The 22,062-nt window shown below is 65.3% G+C and carries 24 protein-coding genes and 1 tRNA gene; 10 read left to right on the plus strand and 15 right to left on the minus strand.

From position 1 onward, the window contains the following. The first annotated feature begins 11 nt into the window (after positions 1–11). Complete coding sequence (arsM, locus tag ACYQ5L_RS28220) at positions 12–779, plus strand: arsenite methyltransferase (RefSeq protein ID WP_459961268.1); 768 nt, start codon at positions 12–14, stop codon at positions 777–779. Between the two features lie 55 nt (positions 780–834). After that, a complete protein-coding gene (locus ACYQ5L_RS28225) occupies positions 835–1,218 on the plus strand; it encodes an ArsR/SmtB family transcription factor (RefSeq protein ID WP_459961269.1) in 384 nt (127 codons plus the stop codon). A 3-nt stretch (positions 1,219–1,221) separates the two neighbouring features. Here ACYQ5L_RS28225 and ACYQ5L_RS28230 read toward each other — a convergent pair whose 3' ends face one another. After that, positions 1,222–1,452, minus strand: a complete 231-nt coding sequence (locus ACYQ5L_RS28230) for a hypothetical protein (protein WP_459961270.1) — start codon at positions 1,450–1,452, stop codon at positions 1,222–1,224. Between the two features lie 214 nt (positions 1,453–1,666). Between ACYQ5L_RS28230 and ACYQ5L_RS28235 the strand changes: the two genes are divergently transcribed. Further along, positions 1,667–2,059, plus strand: a complete 393-nt coding sequence (locus ACYQ5L_RS28235) for an alpha/beta hydrolase family protein (protein WP_459961271.1) — start codon at positions 1,667–1,669, stop codon at positions 2,057–2,059. Between the two features lie 40 nt (positions 2,060–2,099). Here ACYQ5L_RS28235 and ACYQ5L_RS28240 read toward each other — a convergent pair whose 3' ends face one another. Continuing rightward, positions 2,100–3,362, minus strand: coding sequence for an RICIN domain-containing protein (locus tag ACYQ5L_RS28240; RefSeq protein ID WP_459961272.1), 1,263 nt, complete (start codon positions 3,360–3,362; stop codon positions 2,100–2,102). 44 nt (positions 3,363–3,406) lie between these two features. After that, positions 3,407–4,543: a hypothetical protein gene (locus ACYQ5L_RS28245; protein ID WP_459961273.1), complete on the minus strand. Its 1,137-nt coding sequence runs from the start codon at positions 4,541–4,543 to the stop codon at positions 3,407–3,409. 859 nt (positions 4,544–5,402) lie between these two features. Between ACYQ5L_RS28245 and ACYQ5L_RS28250 the strand changes: the two genes are divergently transcribed. The 4 genes from ACYQ5L_RS28250 (at position 5,403) to ACYQ5L_RS28265 (ending at position 8,756) form a co-directional block, all read left to right on the plus strand. Continuing rightward, positions 5,403–6,941: a serine hydrolase domain-containing protein gene (locus ACYQ5L_RS28250; protein ID WP_459961274.1), complete on the plus strand. Its 1,539-nt coding sequence runs from the start codon at positions 5,403–5,405 to the stop codon at positions 6,939–6,941. Positions 6,942–7,093: 152 nt separating this feature from the next. Beyond that, positions 7,094–7,282, plus strand: coding sequence for a hypothetical protein (locus ACYQ5L_RS28255; protein WP_459961275.1), 189 nt, complete (start codon positions 7,094–7,096; stop codon positions 7,280–7,282). A gap of 14 nt (positions 7,283–7,296) precedes the next feature. Further along, entirely contained in the window at positions 7,297–8,082 is a 786-nt protein-coding gene (locus ACYQ5L_RS28260) for a MerR family transcriptional regulator (protein WP_459961276.1), read from the plus strand. A 98-nt stretch (positions 8,083–8,180) separates the two neighbouring features. Further along, a complete protein-coding gene (locus ACYQ5L_RS28265; protein WP_459961277.1) occupies positions 8,181–8,756 on the plus strand; it encodes a dihydrofolate reductase family protein in 576 nt (191 codons plus the stop codon). Positions 8,757–9,447: 691 nt separating this feature from the next. On the opposite strand, the gene ACYQ5L_RS28270 is transcribed toward ACYQ5L_RS28265, so the two are convergent. The 9 genes from ACYQ5L_RS28270 to ACYQ5L_RS28310 form a co-directional block, all read right to left on the minus strand. Continuing rightward, on the minus strand, positions 9,448–10,428 hold the full coding sequence (locus ACYQ5L_RS28270) for a hypothetical protein (protein WP_459961278.1): 981 nt from the start codon (positions 10,426–10,428) through the stop codon (positions 9,448–9,450). A gap of 344 nt (positions 10,429–10,772) precedes the next feature. Next, positions 10,773–10,937 (minus strand): hypothetical protein, encoded by a 165-nt coding sequence (locus ACYQ5L_RS28275; protein ID WP_459961279.1) that lies wholly within the window; start codon positions 10,935–10,937, stop codon positions 10,773–10,775. 107 nt (positions 10,938–11,044) lie between these two features. After that, a complete protein-coding gene (locus ACYQ5L_RS28280; RefSeq protein ID WP_459961280.1) occupies positions 11,045–11,320 on the minus strand; it encodes a hypothetical protein in 276 nt (91 codons plus the stop codon). Positions 11,321–11,625: 305 nt separating this feature from the next. Further along, complete coding sequence (locus ACYQ5L_RS28285) at positions 11,626–12,213, minus strand: DUF7691 family protein (RefSeq protein ID WP_459961281.1); 588 nt, start codon at positions 12,211–12,213, stop codon at positions 11,626–11,628. Positions 12,214–13,157: 944 nt separating this feature from the next. Next, a complete protein-coding gene (locus ACYQ5L_RS28290) occupies positions 13,158–13,538 on the minus strand; it encodes a hypothetical protein (protein WP_459961282.1) in 381 nt (126 codons plus the stop codon). Between the two features lie 131 nt (positions 13,539–13,669). Then, positions 13,670–13,855: a hypothetical protein gene (locus tag ACYQ5L_RS28295; RefSeq protein ID WP_459961283.1), complete on the minus strand. Its 186-nt coding sequence runs from the start codon at positions 13,853–13,855 to the stop codon at positions 13,670–13,672. A gap of 63 nt (positions 13,856–13,918) precedes the next feature. Next, the gene (locus ACYQ5L_RS28300; RefSeq protein ID WP_459961284.1) at positions 13,919–14,269 is read right to left on the minus strand and encodes a P-loop nucleotide/nucleoside kinase family protein; all 351 of its coding nucleotides are present in this window, start codon (positions 14,267–14,269) and stop codon (positions 13,919–13,921) included. A gap of 5 nt (positions 14,270–14,274) precedes the next feature. Continuing rightward, positions 14,275–15,213 carry a tyrosine-type recombinase/integrase gene (locus ACYQ5L_RS28305; RefSeq protein ID WP_459961285.1) on the minus strand — a complete coding sequence of 313 codons (939 nt, stop codon included), beginning with the start codon at positions 15,211–15,213 and terminating at the stop codon, positions 14,275–14,277. Positions 15,214–15,311: 98 nt separating this feature from the next. After that, a tRNA-Ile gene (locus ACYQ5L_RS28310) sits at positions 15,312–15,385 on the minus strand. A 116-nt stretch (positions 15,386–15,501) separates the two neighbouring features. Between ACYQ5L_RS28310 and ACYQ5L_RS28315 the strand changes: the two genes are divergently transcribed. The 3 genes from ACYQ5L_RS28315 (at position 15,502) to ACYQ5L_RS28325 (ending at position 17,670) form a co-directional block, all read left to right on the plus strand. Further along, positions 15,502–15,930: a nitroreductase/quinone reductase family protein gene (locus tag ACYQ5L_RS28315; protein WP_459961286.1), complete on the plus strand. Its 429-nt coding sequence runs from the start codon at positions 15,502–15,504 to the stop codon at positions 15,928–15,930. Positions 15,931–16,105: 175 nt separating this feature from the next. After that, the gene (locus ACYQ5L_RS28320) at positions 16,106–17,125 is read left to right on the plus strand and encodes a TerC/Alx family metal homeostasis membrane protein (protein WP_459961287.1); all 1,020 of its coding nucleotides are present in this window, start codon (positions 16,106–16,108) and stop codon (positions 17,123–17,125) included. An 89-nt stretch (positions 17,126–17,214) separates the two neighbouring features. Beyond that, entirely contained in the window at positions 17,215–17,670 is a 456-nt protein-coding gene (locus tag ACYQ5L_RS28325; protein ID WP_459961288.1) for a glycine-rich domain-containing protein, read from the plus strand. A 534-nt stretch (positions 17,671–18,204) separates the two neighbouring features. Here the strand turns inward: ACYQ5L_RS28325 and ACYQ5L_RS28330 are convergent. The 3 genes from ACYQ5L_RS28330 to ACYQ5L_RS28340 are packed head-to-tail and all read right to left on the minus strand — an operon-like array spanning position 18,205 to position 22,004. Further along, positions 18,205–19,974 (minus strand): SDR family oxidoreductase, encoded by a 1,770-nt coding sequence (locus ACYQ5L_RS28330; RefSeq protein WP_459963568.1) that lies wholly within the window; start codon positions 19,972–19,974, stop codon positions 18,205–18,207. 18 nt (positions 19,975–19,992) lie between these two features. Next, positions 19,993–21,102, minus strand: coding sequence for a PDR/VanB family oxidoreductase (locus ACYQ5L_RS28335; protein ID WP_459961289.1), 1,110 nt, complete (start codon positions 21,100–21,102; stop codon positions 19,993–19,995). Then, positions 21,099–22,004, minus strand: coding sequence for a metal-dependent hydrolase (locus ACYQ5L_RS28340; RefSeq protein WP_459961290.1), 906 nt, complete (start codon positions 22,002–22,004; stop codon positions 21,099–21,101). The genes ACYQ5L_RS28335 and ACYQ5L_RS28340 overlap by 4 nt, the downstream gene beginning before the upstream one ends. Positions 22,005–22,062: the final 58 nt, after the last annotated feature.

Here is a 22,062-nt window from a genome sequence, read left to right on the forward strand (position 1 = left end):
TAGGCGAAGCCATGACCGACCCGAACGCGGACCAGATCTACGAGGCCGTACGTGCCCGATACGCCACGGCGGCAACATCATTCAGGCAGGAAGGCACCGGCTGTTGCGGTCCGGGCGGGTGCGGCGGCGCCGAGACCTTCGATGAAGCGGGCTTCGGCAATCGGCTCTACACCGCCGCCGATCGCGAGGCGATTCCCGCCGATGCGGTGGCCGCGAGTCTCGGCTGCGGCAATCCGACGGCGGTGGCCGAGTTACGCGCCGGGGAAACCGTCCTCGACCTCGGGTCCGGCGGCGGTATCGACGTGCTGCTGTCGGCACGGCGTGTCGGGCCGGAGGGCAAGGCCTACGGCCTGGACATGACCGATGAGATGCTGGACCTGGCCCGCGCGAACGCCGCGGCGGCCGGTGCGCGCAATGTCGAATTCCTGAAGGGCGCCATCGAATCCATTCCGCTGGCCGACGCCGCGGTGGACGTGGTCATCTCCAACTGCGTCATCAACCTCTCGCCGGACAAGTCCGCCGTCTTCGCTGAAACTTTCCGGGTGCTGCGTCCCGGCGGCCGCTTCGGCGTCACCGATGTGGTCGCCGAGGACCATCTCACCCCCGCCGACCGCGCCGCTCGCGGCGATTACGTCGGCTGCATCGCCGGCGCCCTGACCATGGCCGAGTATCGCACCGGCCTGGCCGCGGCCGGGTTCACCGAGATCGAACTCATCCCCACCCACCAGGTCGCGCCCGAGATGCACTCGGTGATCGTGAAGGCCGTCAAACCGCGTTAGCTCGGCGGCTGCACGGTGTATTGCCCGGCGATTGGATATGAGTCACTATCGATGAATGCCGAAAGCCGGGCGGCTGCACCTCACGGTCGTGCCCTCCACCTCCTGCGGAGCCACGCCCCTGACGCGAGCACCCCTGTCCGCCGCGGCCGCCACCACCCTGGCCCCCGCCTTCGCCGCCCTCTCCGACCCCCTGCGCCTCCGCATCCTCAGCATGGTCGCCGCCCACCAGGGCGGCGAGACCTGCGAATGCGATCTGGCCACCGCCTTCAATGCCTCCCGCCAAACCCTCGCCCTCCACCTGCGCATCCTCCGCGAGGCCGGCCTCCTCTCCCGCGAACGCCGCGGCCACCAGCTCTACTACCGCGTCGAACCCGAAGTGCTGCACCAGCTTTCCCAGCTCCTGGGCACAACCCTCGATTCGGTGTTCATCGACCGCTGATCCTCACAGCTGCACCGCGCCACATGCCGGGCAGGTCACCGCCCCCTCCTCGAAGTCCGCCGAACTCACCTCCACGGCCACCTTCTGCAGCCGATCCTTGATCTCCAGCACCCGCGCCTCGTACCGCAGATGCCCATCCAGCCAGGCCGACACCTCGAGCCCGCTCTCCGCCGCCATCCGCTCGAGGAACCGAGCCGCCGTCTCCCCCAGCTCAACCGTAATCGGCTTCCGCATAGCGCCAGATCCTACGAGCGCCGCACCCCCACTGCCGCCGAACCCCGCAAACCTGTCCGGAACGTCCCGACTGCAGATCTCTTCCGTGCCATAGTGATTCGATGTTCGGCCTGCGCCTTGCCGCTGTCGCCGCCATAGCGCTACCCGCGCTCGCGCTGACCGCGTGCGAAAGTTCCCCCGATTCAACCGATGCCACCGCATCGTCCGCCTAGCCGTGGAACTCCCCGGCACCTTCGCCGCCATCGCCCCCGTCAGCGGCGGCTTCATAGGCCAAACCGTCGAACCCCCCACCTACAAACCCACCACCCCCACCCCCGTCCTCACCTTCCTGGGCGGCCGCGACCGCACCATCGACCGCTTCGAACAAGGCATCACCCTCTGGCAAGAACGCCTATCCTGCACCCCCGCCACCACCATCGCGACCTTCCCCTGCGGCATCACCCTCACAACGGCAACCTGCGCCGACGGCAGCGAAGTCCAAACCTACCGCCTCCCCGAAATGTTCCACTACTGGCCGGGCGCAACCACCGGCGAACTCAACGACCCCACCGCCGGCCTCACCGCCACCGACCTGATCTGGGACTTCTTCAAAACCCACACCCGCTGACAACTTCTGCCGCAAGGCATTCGACACAATACGAAGCACCTCAAACGAATTCGAGTGTCCACCGCTGGCTGGCGTTGTCCTGCGCGGGGCGGGTGACGACGCGGAAATCGTTGGCCTCGGACTCATGGGCGTCCAGGAATCGGTTGGTGGACAGTTGTTGAATCGTGTAGATCCGCGGATTTCCTGCGATCGACAGCATGGCCCACCGTTGGGTGTCGTCGGTCTGCGCGAGGCGGGTGACGGCCCGGAAATCCTCGGCCGCCGATTCATAGGCGTCGAGATAGCGATCGGTCGACTTCTGCTGCAGGGTGTAGAGGCCTCCGATCGGCGCGAGCAGCCAGAACTGACTGGTGTCGGTTTGCGGCGGCCGGGTCACCACTCGATAGTCGTTCGCGGACGACTCGTACGCGTCGAGATAGCGATCCGTGAATTTCTGTTGCAGGGTATACCCGCCCCCGACCTGTGTCAGGACCCAGTACTGGGTTTCGTCGGTCTGCTGCGGACGGGTGACCGCGCGGAAGTCGTTGACGGACGACTCGTAGGCATCCAGGAATCGACCGTTGGACAACTGCCGGATCGTATAGGTCCGCGCCTCACCGGCAACGGGTGATACGACCCAGCGCTGTGTGTCATCGCCCTGCGCGCCGCGGGTGACGACACCGAAGCTCTCGGCCTGGTACGCATCGAGAAATCGTCTCGTGGACTTCTGCTGAACGGTATAGATCGCACCGATCGGCGTGAGCGCCCAGCGTTGGGTGTCATTGTTCTGCGCCGGGCGGGTCACGGCACGATGGTCCTCGCCCGCCGACTCGTAGGCGTCGAGGTAGCGCTGATTGACCTGCTGCTGGATCGTGTACCGCCCCTGCAAGGGCGGGTCGATCGCATTGGCGAGAAGGAGCTTCGGGTCGCGATGATTGGCGCCGTCGCGAACCCACCCGGGTGACCCCCACACCTCGAAATGCAGATGCGGTCCCAGTGAGGTGCCCTCGCTTCCGACGGCCGCGATCTGCTGTCCCGCGCGGACCTGGTCACCACGGGTGACGAGGATGTCCTCGTGCCGCATATGCCCGAAGATCAGATCGACGCCCGATTCGGCCTGCGCATTGAGCCAGATCCAATTCCCGAATCCGGATACGTCGCCCGGTGGCCGATCCCGTCCCTGCACGACAGTGGCGTCGACCGGCGCATGGATCGGCGTACCCAGCGGCGCCCCGATATCGATCCCGCGATGATCCGGCCGTTCGGGAGTCTGATAGTCCGACGTGATCCGAAAGCGGCTCGCGATCGGTCGGATAACCGCCATTGCCTTCCCTTTTCGCTCGGTGGATCCACGACTCCGGCCCGGTGTCAGCTCGGGCCGATCGCAACACCCTGATATGTCTCGTAATACGGGGAATCGGCGATTTTCCCGAATGCGTCGTAGCAGCGGATGAACACGTCCGTACCGTTCGAGCCCGACGGATGCCAGGACTCGATCTTGCAGTACCTGCCATTGAGGAAGGCCAGCGGCGCGGCGCCCGCCCACACCGAGTTGGGCGTGGATCGCAACGCGCTGTGATGCATGCGGTACAGCCCGACACCCCTGCGGAAAGCTCGATTGACACCGGGCGATTCGGCGATCGCGCCGGTGTTGTACGACCGCGCCGGCGTGTACGAGGCGGTATCCCATCTATCGGCGTAGGCGCGGGCGGCCTGGTGTGCGGGCGGACCGAGACGGGTGACCTCCTGGTCGTAGTTGAGAATGAAATCGGTGTCAACGCGGTCGGTTTTGTCCCACCCATGAACATCGATACGCAATCGCGTCCGATCGGTCGTTTCGACGGGCGGCAACGCCAGACAATGCGTGGCCCCCTCGCCGAGCGCGGTGACCTGGGCGAGCCCCGGATTGGAGGTACCGAGCCCTGGAAGAATCACCCGATAGACACCTTTGGACACGTGTTCGACCGTCGGCAGATCAGACAGCGCCGCATCGGATTTCAGTATCGCGGCCGCGCTCACCGAACTCTCGGCATAACCGCCGTGAATCGGCACCGGTATGCGCGCGATCCTCGCGCCCTTGTCCGCAGTCTGCAGAAATGCCCCGGTGCCCGATAGCCCCGGCCGGTCGAGCGAGATCCCAGTGAAGGAGAAGACGAACTGGGAATCCACACCGTGGCCGTCAGGATTGACACAAGCGACGAAAAAGCGCGTGCACCAGCCGGGGCCGTCGCGGTCCTTGCACGGCCAGGGCAGCGGGCGCGCGTAGAACTTGCTGCGAACATTGTCCGTACCGTAGGCAACGACCTGCGCCTGATACGGCCGAAGCACGTCGTGTGCGCCGACCGTCACGGCATACAGCCCAATTCCGGTGTGCTGCACCGCAATATGCGGCAGAACCCCGTCCGGCCGTGGCGAAGTGTAGGTGGGGTTCGGGTAATACGACTCGCCGAAGTCCGCACCCTTGCGCTCGGCCCAAGCAAATTCCTGGCATCCACTGATGGGCATGACGCCCCTCCCACCACCCGGCATTCGATCTCGGCGCCGAAAACCTGAAAGAGACGGCCCGAGTACAGGATTGCCCGACCAATGCTAGTGCACCAAGGGATTTATACGTTATCCGAATCAGCGTCGGTCCGGCGAGTTCTCCTACACAGCAATCAGTGTCGGCGAACAACGGCGAGCCTCCCCCGAAGGATCGGTTCGCCTTGCCTGCTACCGCAAGCCAGACTGCATACGTGGGCGGGCGGGGCTCGAACCCGCGACCAATGGATTATGAGATCAAAGGAGTCTGGCGCTGTCCTGACCAGCAAAAACGCTGCGTTGCGGCAAGTCTGACACCCAAATACATTGGTCTTCGAGACTAACTCATCGATCTTGCGCGAGACACGAACTTTGCGGCCACAGCCGCATTCGGCGGACTACCCGTGATGCGTCAACTGGAACCATCGCCCGGGACAGGCGTTCGGGCGGTGTGCCTGATCGCGGAATCGGCGATGAGTAAGGTCCTTCCGCCGTGACTACAGCGGCGATCACGAGCAACGCTACGGCGGCGCTGATTCGCCGGAGGGCGGAGGAACGTCTCGGAACCGATCCAAATCTCTGGCGCTGCTGTCATACGGAAAGGCTGTCAGCTGGCCTACGAGCGTCCACATGATTCGTTCGTCATCCAGCGTAGCGGGCGGCAAGAGGCCCATGGCGGAGATAAGAGGCCGCCTTCCGCTCCTGGGCCAGGCTGCCCCCGAAATCCATTCAGGGCTATGTCGTGATGTAGATCACGGTTGCAGTTGACCTTAGGTCAGGGTGGACGCTCTTCGCAGCGGCATGACGCCGACCGGGACACAACCGATTTCGAGGAGAAACCACCATGTCGATCGCCCTTTCCGCCCACGACGAGAGCACCCTGCGGACCGCCGCGTACGGCGCCGTGTCGCTGATGGCCGCCGCCACCGGCTCGCCCCGCACGGCCGCCACGAACGCCACCGTCGCCCTGAGGTCGGCGACCGGTCTGGTCGGGCACGTGCTCGCCGCGAATGTCAAGGACGTCGCGCTGCAGGGCAAGACCGTCGCCGAACTCGCCGACCGGGTACTGCCGGCCCTGACCGCGGCCGTGGAACTGCTCGGCAAGCAGGATCCGGTGGAAGCCGGCAACTTCCGCAGCACCATCCTGCTCGCCCTCGACGCTGCCCAGGGCGATCCCGAAAAGCCCAGCCCCGCAGCGGCCGAAATGGCCCGCAAGGTCGCCGCGGCCCTCGACGCCGCTGACCCGGTGGCTGCTGCGGGCGGTGCTGCCGTGCCGGAGTTCGGTGCTGGACAGGAGCGTCCGGAGCTGCAGCAGGTGATCGAGGAGATCGTCGATTCCGGGTTCGTCGGGGTGTCACTGCGCGTGAACGACGAGCGAGGCGAGTGGGTCGGCAGCGCGGGGTTGGCCGAGTTGGGCGGCACCGCGAAGCCGCCGATCGACGGGCATGTCCGGATCGCCAGCAACACCAAGACCTTCACCGCGACCCTGGTACTGCAATTGGTGGCCGAGGGCATGATCGGGCTCGATGTTCCGGCAGTGCACTACCTGCCCGAGTTCGGGCTGGACGAGAGGATCACGGTGCGAATGCTGTTGCAGCACACCAGCGGGGTCTTCAACTTCACCGGCGAGATCTACGAGGACGGGACGATCGTGCTGGGGATTCCCGCACCGGGCACCCCCTTGGGTGAAGAGTGGGCGGACAAGCGGTTCCACACCTACCGGCCGCAGGAACTGGTGGAGCTGGCGCTGTCCAAGCCGGCGAAGTTCGAGCCGGGCACGGGCTGGAGCTATTCCAACACCAACTACGTGCTGGCGCGGCTGCTGATCGAGAAGGTCACCGGCCGGTCCTTCGCCGAGGAGTTGGGGCACCGGATTCTGAACCCACTCGGGCTGTCGGGCACCGTGGCGCCGGAAACCTCACCGGAGCTCCCCGAACCGTATGCCCGCGCTTACTACCGCTACGAGCGGGATGGCGCCGAGAAGATCCTCGACGTCACCCGCCACAACCCCTCCTGGAACCCCTGCGGCGGTGACATGATCTCGACCACCCGAGACCTGCACACATTCATCTCCGCGCTGCTCAGCGGCAAACTGCTTCCGGCCGAACTGCTGGCCCAGATGTGCACACCGCACCCGACGGGCATCCCGGCCATGGACTACGGCCTGGGAGTGTTCGTGCGGGATCTGGGTCCCGACGGCGGCGCGGTCATCACCCACAACGGCGGCCACGCGGGCTACGCGACGCTGATGTACAGCACCCCCGACGGCTCCAAGACCATGACCGCCTTCCTGACCTGTGTGGACGACTCCGCTATGTCCATCGGCGTGCCGTTCCACGACGCACAGCAACGGCTCCTCGCCGAGGTGTTCGGCGGCGAGTAGACCGATCTCGATGACACCCACGCGATCGGCGCCACACCGCCCACGACCGGTGCGGTGTGGCCCGGCCACGCGTTCTGTCCGCCGGACCCGGCCCGGCGGCACTCTCCGGCTCATTCCAAATACCGCACCCCTATTGACTGTTCGAGGAACTCTTGAAATGCACACCTTGGAGGACGCGCGACCGAACGGAATCCTCGCGCAGCTGCTGGGCGATCGCCCTGCACAAGGACATCCGGCTCTCGATCGAGGACATCCGGCTCTCGATCGGGATGCACGTCGGCGTCACCTCGATCGTGGCGACGCTGGGCACCATCGCGTTTGTGCTGAATCTCCTCTCATGAGCAAGGCTGAGCGCATGAGGAACGGAGTCACGATCGGGCAGGCGGCGGCATTCGTCGGCGTCACGGTGAAGACAGTGCGGCATTACCACAAGCTCGGCCTGGTCGCCGAGCCCGAACGCGACACTTCCGGTTTCCGACGATACGGATCGGCCGAGTTGCTACGGCTGGTGCAGGTCCGGACACTGGCCGCCGCCGGGGTGCCGCTCGCCGAGATCGGACCCATGCTCGACGCCGACGCGACCTCGTTCGCCATCGCGCTGGCTGACGCCGAGCGGCAGCTCACCGCACGGATCGAGGAGTTGATCGCGCGGCGTGACACCCTGCACCGGCTCGCCGACGGTGACCGTGCCCTGCTGGGAGACCGCGCGGTGGCGCTACTGGGGCGGATGACCGGACTCGGCTTCCCCGCCGACGAGGTGGCGACCGCCCGGGAGGGCTGGGTTCTGGCCAAGGCACTGGTCCCGGACGGCTTCGACGACTACCTCACCCATCTCGACCGCGCGCTCGATGACCCGCAGTACGTCGCCCTGATCAAGCGCGCCGCGCAGGCCACGACCTGGGAACCCGACGACCCCCGCATCGCCGAGCTCGCCACCGCGATGGCCGACCACTACCTCGCCAACCCCGAACACCTGAAGGTAGTGACCGCCCTGCAAGCCCGCACCGACACCGCGGCCCGGTACACCCTCATCGCCCACCACGGTGAAGAACAGACCTCGGCCATGGCACGGGCTGCCGCGGTGTTGGAGACCAGACTCCGCGCCGCCGGCATCCGTATCCCCAAACCGGACACCCACTGACTTCGGATCAGAACAGGCTGTCACGGACCCGCAAACCCGCTCGGGCCGTCACGCCCGGGTAATCACCGGCGGTCTCCGCCCATATCTCAGGAGGAAATTTGACACGCGAACTGGTCTACACGGGATTCATGTCGCTGGACGGTGTAGTCGACTCACCAGGCGGCAAGGAAGAGGGACACCGCAGCGGCGGCTGGGTGATGGACACCGAGTTCGTTCCCGAGGCCTACTCGCTCAAGAGCGACGAACTCGCCGACACGACGGCACTGATGTTCGGGCGGCGCAGCTACCAGGCCTTCGCTCCGTTTTGGCGCGAATCCGCCGATCACGCCGCGTACAAGGGCCTTCCCAAGTACGTGGTCTCGACCAGCCTCACCGACGACGACCTCGTCGAGGGGTGGGGTCCGATCACGATCCTGCGGTCGCTCGACGACATCGCCGCGCTGAAGGCCGAGGACGGTGGTGCCATTTTCATCCACGGCAGCGCCGAGCTGGCCCGGCGCCTGTCGGACGCCGATCTGATCGACCGATACAACCTGCTCGTGTTCCCAGTGTTGCTGGGAGCGGGCAAGAGTCTGTTCAGCCGAGCCGACCACGACAAGCAGCAACTGCGCCTGCTGGAGTCGGCGACCTACTCCAACAGCGTGACCAAACTCGTCTACGACGTCGTGCACTGAGCATGAGTTACCGTACGGCATGTCCTGGCGTGCCGTACGGCAACGCGAGATTCAAGTGCGCTGCGCGTTCCCGCTTGTATCTCGGACCAGGCAGCACCCGGCTGATGGAGGTAGCCGAGTGGGCTTGTTTGTGAAATCGATTGGGCCGAAGGCTATCACGACATCACAGCCGTGGACCGTGACGGAAGGCTCCCCGGTGACAACACCGGCGTTCGGTGCACTGATCAGCGACCGCTCTGCGGCATTATGGGATGTCCGGCTGCCGTCGCCACGATCGGCCCGCACAGCAAATCTGGAACGTGTTCCCCGAGGGGTCACCTGTTGCCGGTGGTCCCACGACTGGCAACGTGGTGGTCCCTTCACGTTGGCAGGCGACAGATCTGGCTACCTCGATCCCGGAAGCGAGTCCGGTAGTCGGCTAACTGTTCGGATGCCCGTTCCGTACCGAGAGCGGGGCGGGGCAGGGTGGGGCGCGGAATTGTATGGGTGCCGCCCCCTGCCAGATTCCAGGGTCCGCGCGCCCACTCGACCGAATTTCCCTGCGCCGGTTTGCGATCAATGCCCGGCCCGGTGATGGAAATTCGGTCGGCGCGCCCCCTGGAATCTGGAGCCTCTGCGGCACCCTCGGCGGGCCGATGAGCGGGCAGGCGGTGGCCTGCCCGCCTCATTTCCGCGCCCCACCTCACCACTCCTAGAGACCGCCGGCATCGCGCGCCATGCGAAGTCCGGTCACGGCCGTGACAAGTAGGAGCCCCTCCGCCGCGATCAGGACGCCAAAACCCGGACCGAAGTGGACGGCCCGCGCAGAATCGCCGGTGTCCTGCCAGTAGTAGTTGTTGATGGCTTGTATCGTGACGAGCAGCGCCGAACCAAGCACGGCCCCAGCGGTAAAGAGCGTCCAGCAGCGCATCAGCGCGCGCGACACGGTGAGCCGATACTGGGTGACAATCGCCAACGCTATCGCCACCAGACTCGAAGTCGCGAACCAAACTATCCCGGCCCACGGCCGCCCGAACTCCCATGCATACGTGGCGCTGGTGGAACTCTCACCAGGGGGATACGACCATCGAATAGTTGTCTGCACAAGACAATTCGCGATTGCGACGACCACGCTACCCACCAGCAGGAAGGCACCCAGGAGGCGGTCCGAGATCGCAACCGGCGGCCCGAGCGTCGGCCGCGTGGTTGTCATCGACCCCGCTGTTGGCCGCGGTCTGACGGACACCATCGCACCGACCACAGCTGCGACGACGCTGAGCGCCACCTGCAATGCAGTGACCACCAACAGACCCAGCCGCAGGTACCCGCCGACGTCGTTGTGGAAATACTCGAAGACCAGAGTGTGGTCCACTGCTGAACTAACAGCGCCACCGAGTATCAATCCGAGCGCAAGGAACCCAACAGCCATGGACAGCACGGTGCGGCCGGAGAACAACAGACCGATCGCCACCGCAGCCGCGGCGACGGCGAACGCTGAGGGCAGGTAAGCGAGCATCATGGACCACCACGGACCGAATATCCCGTAACCGCCCAGCCGAAGCAGCAGCGACAGTATGAACTCAACAACCACCAGTACGGCACTGATTAGCAAGAGGACCGCGAAGCCCCGATATCGTCCGGTGGCACTGCTGGCATTTCCGGCCTCCCGGGACCCTTCGATTGGATCGGCCATATCTTCCCCCTGCGAAATGCGTGCTGGCGACCGGCCTAGCCACGAACCGAACCATCAGCCGCGCGGATTCGCCGATTGTGCCCCGTCAGCTGTCGCACCGGCAATTGATTCGGCCACAACCGAATTCCCTTAGCAGCGCCCTCGCCGTGGTGGGAGTGCACGCCCACCGCATACCGCCCTGACCGAAGCGGCTATGGACCACGGCTGCAAGGTAGCTACGTTGATGCCGGGATCGGTGTCGACGGGTGGGCTGGTAGAAATGGGGCGGAGCTCGTGCCATGTAGAAGATGGCACGGGCTCCGCTTGTCGGCGTTCAGTTGGTATTCGGTTGTGTCCGGAGTGGTTCAGCCGAACAAGGTCAGCTGGTGCTGGTGGGCTTTGCGGTCGCAGTCCTCGCGGCAGAGCTTGGCCAGCCGTTGCGTCGTGGTCTTCGATAGCTCGAAGTCGACGGCGAGCGCGACCCAGTTACGGCCCTGGTCGTACTGCTGTTGGATCTGCTTGCCCAGCATCAGTTGCTTGCGGCGGCTGAGTGGTTTCTTACAGGATGTTCCGAAACTGCAGCCTCAGTGGCAGCAAGCGCATCGCGGCTCGGAACTCCTGGTTGACGGCTGACCGGTCAGCCGGTTGAAATGGCCGAACCATGACAGACCATGACCCGACCGAACCAACCCTCGAAATCGCTCGCCAGCTCTACCCGGTTGGCCAGCACGTGACCGGCAGGGTCACGCTGATCCCCCGACCGGGCACCGTGGGGTTGTTCGTCGACTTGGGCACGGGCAAACCGCCATGGGGATTCGTCGACGTACTCCATCTCCCTGACATTCCAGACGAGTGGCCGGCCCTCGGCACCATCACCGAGTTCGAGGTCGTCCACCACACTCACGATGGTCACCAGGTCCGGCTCGTCCCGCTCGACCCTGCATACCGTTCACGTCCCCGACCGCCGATAGACGAGCAACGTCTATACGAGCTGAAGCAGCTCCTTTCGGGCGATCACGCATAGCCACGCCCCGGACAGTTACCGACACGGTCCCTTCCTCATGGTGCGTTCGCTGACACATCCAGGCAGCCGGACATGCAGACTGGGGCCATCAAATTTCGCCGATGCCAAGAGATCTCAGCCGCGCCGTCCGAAGGCATGGTCAGCGTGCGTACACGCCGACGGTGCTCTGCGGCTCACAGGCCCGAGACCGCCCATTATCCGGCCCAGAACACCATGATGTCTTTGTTGGCGGCCTTCGCTGCCCGCATCCACTTGATGCGTGATTCGAGATCTTCGTGCACGTCCACGCGCAACCTGGCACGCACCGCCGGATCCGAATTCTCCCACCGCTCGAGCTGATCGGCGCACAGCTGATTGCCCCAACTGCCGCCGTTGGCCCCGTCTGGTTCGGGCAGACCATGGCGCGACGCGAAGCTGTAGAGCAGATCGATTCTGCCCTCATCATCCATCCCCAACCTCCCGAAAGCCTTGTCGAGCCTCTCCTGGAACGAGTGGTGGAAGTCCTCTTCATCGATGTCCTCGCCGAAGTACGCGCAGATTCGCTCGCACGCGTCCAAGTATGCGTAACCGCAATCCTCGGTGTAAGGCCCGCCGTTGATGACAGCACGCAGCGCGCTCTTGGCATCGAGCGCCACGTCTCCGCACCCGCACATGCGCTCGCCGTCCTCCTCGGATTCATGCCAGTGCTCTGCGATCGCCTTGAACAGCGTCTCGTCCTTCGAACCGATGGCGGCCTCGACGGTAGCGCGATCGACCAAGTACACGGTCATTACGGAACTCATGGCGGCATCCTAAAACGACCGGCCGACAGGGCAACACGGTCCAGATGGTGCCGGTAACCCATCCGGGTGCGGCACCCGACGTCCGCCTGAGCCCGCAGGCATGTGCGGATATTGCGACGGTTCCGGGATAACCCGGGGCGTTGATCTTTGGTTTGGTCGTCCTGACCGCTGCAGGCCGCGCGGGAAGCGGCAATACAGGACGTTTCAACCGCTGCCCCACCCGTCGTGTCTCCGCAGGCCGCTGGGTCGACGAGACGATTCGATCAGGGGCGGTCGTGATCGCCAGATATGGCGTGTCTGGCCAGGCTCTGGATCAGCGGTCACAGTTGATCTCCGGGCCCTGGGCTGGCCGGTTCGGTCCGCACGGTCCGCGACAGTAGCGTACGTTTGCGCCACAGCCGTTCTCGCCGTCCCAGCTACGCTGAGCACACTCCTGCGCCCGCTACCAGGTAGACGGCGTAAAGACATGCAGCACCCGCAGGATTTTCTGGAACCACTGCCACCCCCGCCCGGGGGCGCCTTGCGGATTCATCGTGAAGCTGTCAGCGGGTGATCGGTCGGCCTGCTCGCTCGGCTGGGCATTCACTCGCCATCGACTCCTTCTGCTTGTTCCTGGCAACCGCCATTGTATTGGGTCTATATCGGCTATAGCGGGCCGGAGCACACCGCTCGATGATCGCCCTGGTACATCAACCGGCCGCAGCCTTCTCGCACACCTCGCTTCCGTAGTGCCAGCCGGCGCTGCGCAATCGGACCTTTGGACTGCACGGAATTCGGCATTACAGTGCGTTCGCTGGACACATCAGGAGATCTGCGGACGCGCTGGTCGGCGGGGCCAATATCCGCCGATACCGGCCGATCTCGGCCGCTCCGGTCGATTCCGAAGGCCCCCCGCGAGCTGATACCGGCTCGGTGAACAGCACCGTATGCGATGGCCGAGATCCCTAGAAGGCGAGTGGAATTCGGTCGCTCTCGATCGTGTCGCTGGTGATGCCTTGCAGGTTCCGCCGGAGATGGACAACGGCGAAGAACTCTTCCCCGCCCAACTCGGTGTCGAGGAAGATCTTCGTGACGTTGAAGACGAAGCTTCGTGTTTCCATGGGGCCGGCGGGTTTGAACTCGCGGATGGCGTGGTTCTTGATGTGGTCGTGGTCGCCGCCGAACGGTTCGTCGCTGTCATCCTCGAAAAGCGCAACGCTTTCAGCGAATCCATCGGCGAAAGCGAGGTCTGAGGAATTGAACGATGCGGTGTAGGTGACGGTGAACTCGATGTTGAAACCCACCGGCTTGGCGCTGATAGTGGGCTTCCCGACAAACGATGCCATGACTTGCTCCTCTGGGCTGGGGCTCATGCATTGCCCTGTAACCAGGCATGATGCGGCCCCAAGGTCTGCCGGTCATGAGTAGCTGGCTACTCGAAACCGGCGGACCAGTCATTTGCCGTACTAATACGCGCTCAGTTCTGAACGATGATGTCGACGACTTCCTTTGCGAATGAACCGATACCGGAGTCTAAGACTTCAGTACGGTAAGCCGCCCAATCAGCAAGCTTGGTGTGATCTCGCTCGGCACCGCGGCGGATCATCCTTTCGCGGATCACTTCTGGGGTAGCGCACATCCACACAGTGCGGACGTCCACCACTCGATCGGACCTTCTACTGATGTACCCCGACAAAGACAGTCCCTGGCGGTGAGCCGTCCGCACCTAGTCGATGAATGGTGCATCGACAATCACGGTGTGATGTTCGCCGACTCGCAGCGCGTTCCTCACCAACGTGTCGTAGATATGTGGCCCGAGTACTCGCCGATAGATCGCGCTGTCTCGATCATGCGGGTTACCGGTCAGCTCGGCCATCACGGATTCCTCGAGCGCCGGCGCGAAGGCGTCCTTATCCAACACGAGGGCTGACGTCTCGGTGGCCAGGAGCCGGGATGCACTCGACTTTCCGGCGGCGGGAAACCCGCATACGACTACGACGCCTCGAACGAACCCATGGACTGCATCCAGCAAGGCTGCGCAGGTCGTACCGGACAACGCGGGATGCATATCGGTCATGGGGTTCACCTAGAGTTTGTCGCGAGGCGGGCGCGGCGGTGTGCGGCCTTTGCGCGCTCGTCAGCAACGGACTTGCCGTAGCGATCGAGCATCTGCCGGGACCGCCAGCCCGCGAGCATCATGAGGTCTTGTTCCTGGCCTCCGTTGGCCAGCCAGGTGTGGGCGAACCAGTGGCGGAACTGGTGTGGGTGGATGTGGCCGATACCGGCTGCCGCAGCACGCCGTTCGAGCATCTGGCGGATGCCGTGGTCGGTCATGCGGCCTTGAACGCCCAGCCAGTGTGCTGGTTCATCCTTCTTGGCCTTGGGGTGCTTGGCGCGTGCCCGCAGGTACTTGCGGAGGGAAGCTCTGGTCTTGTCGCCGAACGGGGCGGTACGTGGTCGGCGCCCCTTCCCGAGGACAAGTGCGGTGTTCTCGGCAAAGTCCAGGTGGTCGACATCGAGTCCCGCGATTTCACCTGCGCGGCAACCAGTATCGGCGAAAAGCCGAATGATGGCGGTGTCGCGGAGGGCGTTGAATTCGGTACCGGAGCATTCAGCGAGCAACTGCCGGAGCGCATCGTCGGGCGGGACTGCGACGAGTTGCTCGGGCGCATCGGGAAGGGTCATCTTGTCGAACGGGTCGGCGTGGATGATGTCCTCTGCGGCAAGGTATTTGAAGAACTGCTGCAGGGCTCGGTAGTGGCTGCGGGCGTACTCCGGAGCGAGGGGACGGCCAGTTCGCTTGTTCGGGCGAGTCAGCAAGGACTCGATGAAGGCGCCGAGGTGGTCGCGGGTGATCTCGGGACCGGTTGTCGGCAAGTCGTTCTCGACGAGGAAGTCGATGAAGTAGTCGATGCGTACGAGGTAGCCGTCGATGGTGACCTTGCTGCGGTTCCGTCGACGTAGCTCAGTGGCGAAGTCGTCCTTCAGTTCCCGGAGATCGTCCAAGTTGAACGTCTCCATAGAGGCAGATCCTACGCCAGAATACAACGCTGGCGGAGCTTTGTACTCGAACGTCTTACGATCTTGACTGGCTGTTTATGCTGGTCAAGGGGCGAAAGTGGGGCGGGCGGGGCTCGAACCCGCGACCAATGGATTATGAGTCCACGGCTCTAACCGACTGAGCTACCGCCCCCGACCGCTGGAGATCTCCGCGGGCCTCGCGATGCTACCGCTTCGAGGGGGGCGATGCATACTCGGACGCGGGATGATCTTACGGTGGCGTAGGTAGGTCGCTCATTGGGAGGAATGATGGCGAATCTGTTCGTGCACGTGCTCAGGGCGCATCAGTGGGTTTATGAGAACAGTCGGGGGGTGGTGGGGCATCGGCTGTTGTTCGGGAATCCCACCTTGTTGTTGCGGACGGTGGGGAGGAAGACCGGCGAGGCGCGGACTTCGGCGCTGACGTATGCGCGGGATGGGCGGGATTTCATTGTGACGGCTTCGAACGGGGGGTCGGCGCGGCCGCCGGGGTGGTTGGCGAATGTGAAGGCCGAGCCGGAGTGTGAGATTCAGGTGGGGACGTCGCGGATGGCGGTGACGGCTCGGGCTACGTATCCGGATGATCCGGAGTATGCGCGGCGGTTCGGGTTGGCGGACAAGGTCAACCGGGGGCGTTATGCGCAGTATCAGAGGATGACGTCGCGGCCTATCGCTGTGGTGGTGCTCAGTCCCAGGTAGGGATGGAGCGAACTGGACAGATGAGTTAAGGGTCGGCTATCCTGTGGCGCAGAGGGGAGTACTTCCCAAGAATCATTCCGGTCAGTACGGGTTACGCGGTCGTGGCCCCCGGGTGGTTGCCCACGGACATGGGTGAAGGAGACCTCGGCTGGTTTGCCATGCCCGAGGAGGTCCTGTGAATTCGTCTGTTCTGGCTAGTTCTGCCGCTATCGAGAGTGTCGGTACGCCCTGGTTGTGGGGTGGAACGATCGCTGTCGTGCTGGCGCTGGTGGTGCTGGACTTCGCGCTGACGCGGAAGCCGCACGAGGTTTCCATGCGGGAAGCGATCGGGTGGACGGTCTTCTATATCGCGCTGCCGGTGGCGTTCGGCGTGTTCCTGTGGTTCAACAATGGCGGCACGGCGGGGATGGAGTTCTTCACCGGCTATTTGCTGGAGAAGTCGCTGTCGGTGGACAACCTGTTCGTGTTCATGCTGTTGCTGTCGGCGTTCGCGGTGCCTGCCGCGCTGGCGCAGCGGGTGCTGTTGTACGGCATTGTCGGCGCGCTGGTGTTGCGCGGCATCTTCATCGCGCTGGGTGCGGCGGCGCTGGCGACGTTGGATTGGGCGTTCCTGCTGTTCGGCGTGATTCTGCTGATCACGGCGGTGAAACTGCTGGCGGATGCGGCCGGCGGGCACGAGCAGGAAGTCGATATCTCGAAGATGCGCTCGGTGCGGCTGATGCGCAAGCTCATGCCGGTCACCGATGACTACCGCGGGACGCGGATGACCGTCATGGAGGCCGGGCGGCGCGCCCTCACCCCGCTGGCGCTGGTCGTCGCCGCGGTGATGGCCACCGACGTGGTGTTCGCCGTGGACTCGGTGCCCGCGGTGTACGGCGTGACCGGTGATCCGTTCCTGGTGTTCGCGACCAACGCGTTCGCGCTGCTGGGTCTGCGCGCCCTGTACTTCGTGCTGCACGCGGCGCTGTCGCGGCTGGTGCACCTGGCCTACGGCCTGGCGGTGATCCTCGCCTTCATCGGAGTGAAGCTGGTGCTGCACTGGGCGCACGGCATCTGGAGCGGGGTGCCGACCATTCCGACGGCGGCTTCGCTGGTGGTGATCGTGGTGGTGCTGGTGACGGTGACGCTGACCAGCCTGCGCGCCACTCGCGGCCAGGAGCCGGAGAAGGAAATCGAGCCCTCCACCACTGCCTGACCCCAGAATCGGCGCCATGCGGCCGATACCGGCCCGACGTACCGTGAAGCATGTTGCTGCAACGTTTTCGGCGCCCGGGGATCGACGAGATGAACGCTGTTGTGGACGCACTCGAGCTCCCGGACACCATCTTCAAGAAATGTCCCTGGGGGCCGCGGGAACTCGTGGAAACCGGTCTGCGCCAATGGTTGCGCTGCTGCGGGGCCGCCATGCGGGACGAGCAGGTGATCGGAATGCCGTCGCAGGCGGTCGACGAGGCCTGGCACGGGTTGATTCTGTGCACGCTGCGGTATGCGCGCTTCTGCGAGGCGGCGTACGGGCAGTTCCTGCACCACTATCCGGCCGATGAGGGATCGCGCGATACTTCGGCGGATCCGATGGTGGATCAGCTGGCCCGGACCGTCGTGGCGTGGTCGCTGGTGGCGCGGCCGGGTGAGGAGTGCGTGATCTGGGATCTCGACACCAGGGTCGGGGTGGAGGATCCGTGGGGCATTCCGGCCGAACGGGTCGCCTTCATCGAGCGCTCGCTGCAGGATCGAGCGTGATCGGAGACGGACGAGAGCCGGTGCGGTACAACCGCACCGGCTCTCACGTGTTGGCGGGCGTTACGCCTCAGCAGCCGCCGCCACCTCCGCCGCAGCCGCCGCCTCCGCCGCCGCAGCCTCCGCCGCCACTTCCACCGCCACTGTCTCCGCCGCCGCTGTGGCTTCCGTAGTCGCCGCCGTAGTTGCCGGAACTCCCGGAACTACCGGAGCTGCCCCCGGAGTATCCGGCCCACCGGCGTGAGCGATGGCGATGGTGATAGCCGCTCCGGCTGTCGCGCCACATCGCATACCCGCCGAACACCGCGGCGACGCCGATCAGGACAGCGATGGCGATTCCTACTGTCATCATGGGATTCCCCTCCCCCGCCCACCGGCTACCGGCCGAGTCCCCCTGACTGCGGCTCCCCCGAGCGAGCGGCACTTCCATTGTGCAAGCCGAAAGCTACTGGCGCACCGACCGCTTCGACAGCCCCAGCAATCTGGGGAACCCCACCGGGTGTGAAGGGACCACCCGGTGGGTACGCAGGGTGCCGGTTACGTCAGCTTCACCCGCGCCGCGAAGAACCGGGCGACCGCCGGCGCGAACCGGTTGAACCGGTACTGCATCCATGCCTCGGGCGTCACCGGAACCACATCCCGATCCCGTTCGACCGCCTTGACGATCTGCGCCGCCACCTTCTCCGGACCGTATCGCCGCGCCTGGTAGAGCTTGTCGTACTTCTGCTGCTTGGCGGCCTCCTCCTCGGCGGAGACGCCCGCGAAGCGAGTGGTGGCGACGATATTGGTGTGCACGATGCCCGGACAGATGGTGTGCACGCCGATCCCCTTGCCCGACAGCTCCGCTCGCAGGCAGTCGGAGAACATGAAGACCGCCGACTTGCTGGTCGAGTAGGCCGAGAATCCGCGCTGCGGCGTATAGGCCGCCATGCTGGACAGATTGACGATGTGCCCGCCGAGCCCGCGGTCGGCCATGGCCTTGCCGAAGGCGCGGCAGCCATTGATCACGCCGTGCAGATTGATATTCAGCACCCGGTCGAATTCGGCTGCGGGAGTGTCGAAGAAGTCACCGGCCTGGCCGACGCCCGCATTGTTGATGAGGATATCGGGCACGCCGTGCTCGGCGATGACCGCCGCGGCATGCTCGCTCACCGCGGCATCGTCGGACACGTCCAGCTGGTAGGCATGCGCCGTACCACCCTCGCGCGCAACGAGATCCGCGGTCTCCTTGGCCGAATCGAGATTGATGTCCGACAGCACCACCTCGGCCCCGCCGCGCGCGAACGCCAGCGCCGTCTCCCGGCCGATACCGCTGCCGCCGCCGGTGATGACCAGCAGCTGATCCTCGAATACCCGCTGCTCCCGGCCGACTTCGGCGCGACGCAGTGACCGCGGCATCACACCGGTGCGCAGCGCGTCGATGAGCTCGGCGGTCGCGGTGGCGAGCAGTTCGGGATGCGAGAACGGCAGCCAGTGCCCGCCGCCCACCTCGCGGCGATACAGCGTCGGCGCCCAGTCCCGGGTGTCGTCGTATCCGGCCGGCCGCACCGCCACGTCGCGGCGGGCGATAATGAGCTGCACCGGCACTTCGGTGCGGCGCTCACGCGGTTCGGCCATGCGGCGCAGGATGTTCGCGCGATAGATGCGCATCCCGTCGAAGAAGTCGCGGCGGAACTCCGGCCCGAGTTTGATGTTCTCCGGCGAGGTTTCGTTCATCAGCCCCACGAACCGCGACCACATCTTCTCGGTGCCCAACGGCTTGAGCACCACGCGCGGCACGCCCGGCGTCATGAACAGCCCGGTGTAGGTCGAGGACAGCAGTTGCGTGAGCGGACCCCACACCTTGCCGCGCGAGAGGTTCCCGCGCACCCACGCCCCGAGGTGATCCAGATTCGGACCGGACACCGAGGTGAAGGAGGCGATCCGCGCAGCCGCCTGCGGCTCGCAGACCGCTTCCCACGCCTCGACCGAACCCCAGTCGTGCGCCAGCACGTGCACCGGCCGATCCGGCGATACCGCGTCGGCGACGGCGAACAGATCGGCGGCGAAGTTCTCCAGCCGGTAGTCCTCGGTGCGATCGGTCCGGGTGGAGCGTCCGTGCCCGCGGGTGTCGTAGGTGACGACGTGGAAGCGGTCGGCCAGCAGTGGCACCACCCGATCCCACAGATGGTTGTCATCGGGCCAACCGTGCACCAGCACAATGGTTTCCGCGGACGGCTCACCGTACTCGTAGACGGCGAGCTCGAAATCCCCATTGCGGACGATGCGTTCGGCGGCGGGGATGATGGTCGATTGATCGGTCACGATCTTCTCCTGAAACGGGTGCTAGAGGTCCAGCACCAGGCGGTCACCGTCGCAACGGGATACACAGATGAGCATGTCGCCGGCGTCCCGCTCGGCAGCGGTGAGCACGGTGTCGCGGTGGTCGATGTCGCCGGAGACCACCCGCACCCGGCAGGTGCGGCAGAAGCCCTGGCGGCAGGAATACGGGCTGTCGGGGCGGACTTTGAGGACTTCCTCGAGCACCGACTTGTCCGCGGGAATCTCGACGATCTCGCCGGTGCGGGCCAGCTCGACCCGGAACGCGGTGCCGTCGACGACCGGCGGCGGCGAGAACCGCTCGGAATACAGTTCCACGCCCGGCATGTCGCGCACGGCGTCGGCGATGACCTGGGTCATCACCACCGGGCCGCAGCAGTAGACCGAGGTATCGGTGCCGACGCCCGGCAGCAGCGCCCGCGCGTCCGGCAGCCCGTGCTCGTCGTCGGTGCGGATGGTGACGCGATCGCCGAAACTCTCGACCTCGCCGAGGAACGGAATGGTGTCGCGGCTGCGGCCGGCGTACACCATCGTCCAGTCCACGCCCAGCCGGTGCGCCATGCGCACCATCGGCAGAATCGGCGTGATCCCGATGCCGCCCGCCACGAAATGCACTCGGGCGGCGGAGGATCCGTAACCGGGCAGTACGAACGGGAAGGCATTGCGCGGCCCGCGCACCGTGACCGGCGTACCGATCTTCAGCGCGTCGTGCACCTCCAGCGATCCGCCGCCGCCATCCGGAATGCGCCGCACCGCGATGCGATAGGCGTGCCGATCGGCCGGATCGCCGCACAGCGAGTACTGCCGCACCCGCCCGGACGGCAACTCCAGGTCCAGATGCGCGCCCGGCCGCCACTCCGGCAGCTTCCGCCCATCGGGCGCGGTGAGCAGCAGGCTGATCACATCGGTGTCGTGGGCCTCCACCCGGCGTTCCACGACCACCAGCGGCAGCCGCCGGTCGTCGACCCGGGCCGGCGGTTCCTTCCGATTGACGAAAGTGGTCCAGCGCAACCGGGATTCGGCGATGAAGTCCAGGACCCGGGTGGTGCGGTCGGAGCGGTCCTTGCCGTACAGGTCGAGCGGCGGCCGGCTGGGGACCGGTCGAGTTCCGCTCACGAGGCCATCATCCGGGCCGCCGGGGACTGCGCCAGATAGGCCACCGCCTGGGCGGTCGAGCCCACCGTCTCCGGGGTGTAACCCGGCTTGAACGTCGACAGCGCGCTCACCAGCAGCGACGGAACGCCCGGCACCGCACCGCGCCACATGGACGCGAAGATGCGGAGGATGAGCATCGGATAGCGGTGGTTCGGCAGGTTCGGGTCCTGGTGCACCAGGAACTTGGCGCCGCGCACCAGCAGCGCGATGAAGATCGGGAAGACCATCAGCATGAGCGCGCCCCGGCGGACATAGCCGACGTCGAAGTATTCGGCGACGTCGTGGGCGACCATGCGATGCTCGACCTCCTCGGCGCCGTGCCAGCGGAACAGGTCCAGCATCTGCGGGTCGGCGTCGAACTGCTCCAGATCGGCATTGAGCACCCAGTCGCCGAGCCATGCGAAGAAGTGCTCGAGGGCGGCGATGACGCCGAGCCGCTCGACCAGCTGCTGCTGTTGCGCGGCGGGCGTAGCCATCTCGCGCGGGCCGAGGGTCTTGCGGAACAGGTATTCCGCCTGCCGCACATAGGGTTCCACATCGTACCCGTGCGTCTTCAGCACCTCTTCGAGCGCCCCGTTGTGGCTCTCGGCGTGCATCGACTCCTGGCCGATGAACCCGATCATGGCCTCGCGCAGCTTCTCGTCCCGCACCAGCTCGAGCGCCTCCCCGAAGGTGACCAGGAACATGCGCTCGCCCTCGGGCAGCAGCATGCTCAGCGCATTGAGTACGTGCGACGCGATGGGCTCGTCCTTGATCCACACCGGCTCGGTGCGGGACCAATCGAACTGCACATTGCGGGCATGCAGGGCTACCTCACCGGGTTCGGTCACCACACGGCGGCCCAGCTTCGGAAGTAGCTTCATCGATACTCCTGGTGTTCGTATGTCCGTGACCGGGGCAAACCACCCGCAGCCACCGCAT

The sequence above is a fragment of the Nocardia sp. IFM 10818 genome (assembly GCF_054655275.1).

What these genes read in the sequence shown, in the direction of transcription:
- arsM (WP_459961268.1), top strand. Translation starts at nt 12, where the DNA reads ATGACCGACCCGAACGCGGACCAGATCTACGAGGCCGTACGTGCCCGA.
- ACYQ5L_RS28225 (WP_459961269.1), top strand. Translation starts at nt 835, where the DNA reads ATGCCGAAAGCCGGGCGGCTGCACCTCACGGTCGTGCCCTCCACCTCC.
- ACYQ5L_RS28230 (WP_459961270.1), bottom strand. Translation starts at nt 1,452, where the DNA reads ATGCGGAAGCCGATTACGGTTGAGCTGGGGGAGACGGCGGCTCGGTTC.
- ACYQ5L_RS28240 (WP_459961272.1), bottom strand. Translation starts at nt 3,362, where the DNA reads ATGGCGGTTATCCGACCGATCGCGAGCCGCTTTCGGATCACGTCGGAC.
- ACYQ5L_RS28245 (WP_459961273.1), bottom strand. Translation starts at nt 4,543, where the DNA reads ATGCCCATCAGTGGATGCCAGGAATTTGCTTGGGCCGAGCGCAAGGGT.
- ACYQ5L_RS28250 (WP_459961274.1), top strand. Translation starts at nt 5,403, where the DNA reads ATGTCGATCGCCCTTTCCGCCCACGACGAGAGCACCCTGCGGACCGCC.
- ACYQ5L_RS28260 (WP_459961276.1), top strand. Translation starts at nt 7,297, where the DNA reads ATGAGGAACGGAGTCACGATCGGGCAGGCGGCGGCATTCGTCGGCGTC.
- ACYQ5L_RS28270 (WP_459961278.1), bottom strand. Translation starts at nt 10,428, where the DNA reads ATGGCCGATCCAATCGAAGGGTCCCGGGAGGCCGGAAATGCCAGCAGT.
- ACYQ5L_RS28275 (WP_459961279.1), bottom strand. Translation starts at nt 10,937, where the DNA reads ATGCTGGGCAAGCAGATCCAACAGCAGTACGACCAGGGCCGTAACTGG.
- ACYQ5L_RS28285 (WP_459961281.1), bottom strand. Translation starts at nt 12,213, where the DNA reads ATGAGTTCCGTAATGACCGTGTACTTGGTCGATCGCGCTACCGTCGAG.
- ACYQ5L_RS28290 (WP_459961282.1), bottom strand. Translation starts at nt 13,538, where the DNA reads ATGGCATCGTTTGTCGGGAAGCCCACTATCAGCGCCAAGCCGGTGGGT.
- ACYQ5L_RS28300 (WP_459961284.1), bottom strand. Translation starts at nt 14,269, where the DNA reads ATGACCGATATGCATCCCGCGTTGTCCGGTACGACCTGCGCAGCCTTG.
- ACYQ5L_RS28305 (WP_459961285.1), bottom strand. Translation starts at nt 15,213, where the DNA reads ATGGAGACGTTCAACTTGGACGATCTCCGGGAACTGAAGGACGACTTC.
- ACYQ5L_RS28315 (WP_459961286.1), top strand. Translation starts at nt 15,502, where the DNA reads ATGGCGAATCTGTTCGTGCACGTGCTCAGGGCGCATCAGTGGGTTTAT.
- ACYQ5L_RS28325 (WP_459961288.1), top strand. Translation starts at nt 17,215, where the DNA reads ATGAACGCTGTTGTGGACGCACTCGAGCTCCCGGACACCATCTTCAAG.
- ACYQ5L_RS28340 (WP_459961290.1), bottom strand. Translation starts at nt 22,004, where the DNA reads ATGAAGCTACTTCCGAAGCTGGGCCGCCGTGTGGTGACCGAACCCGGT.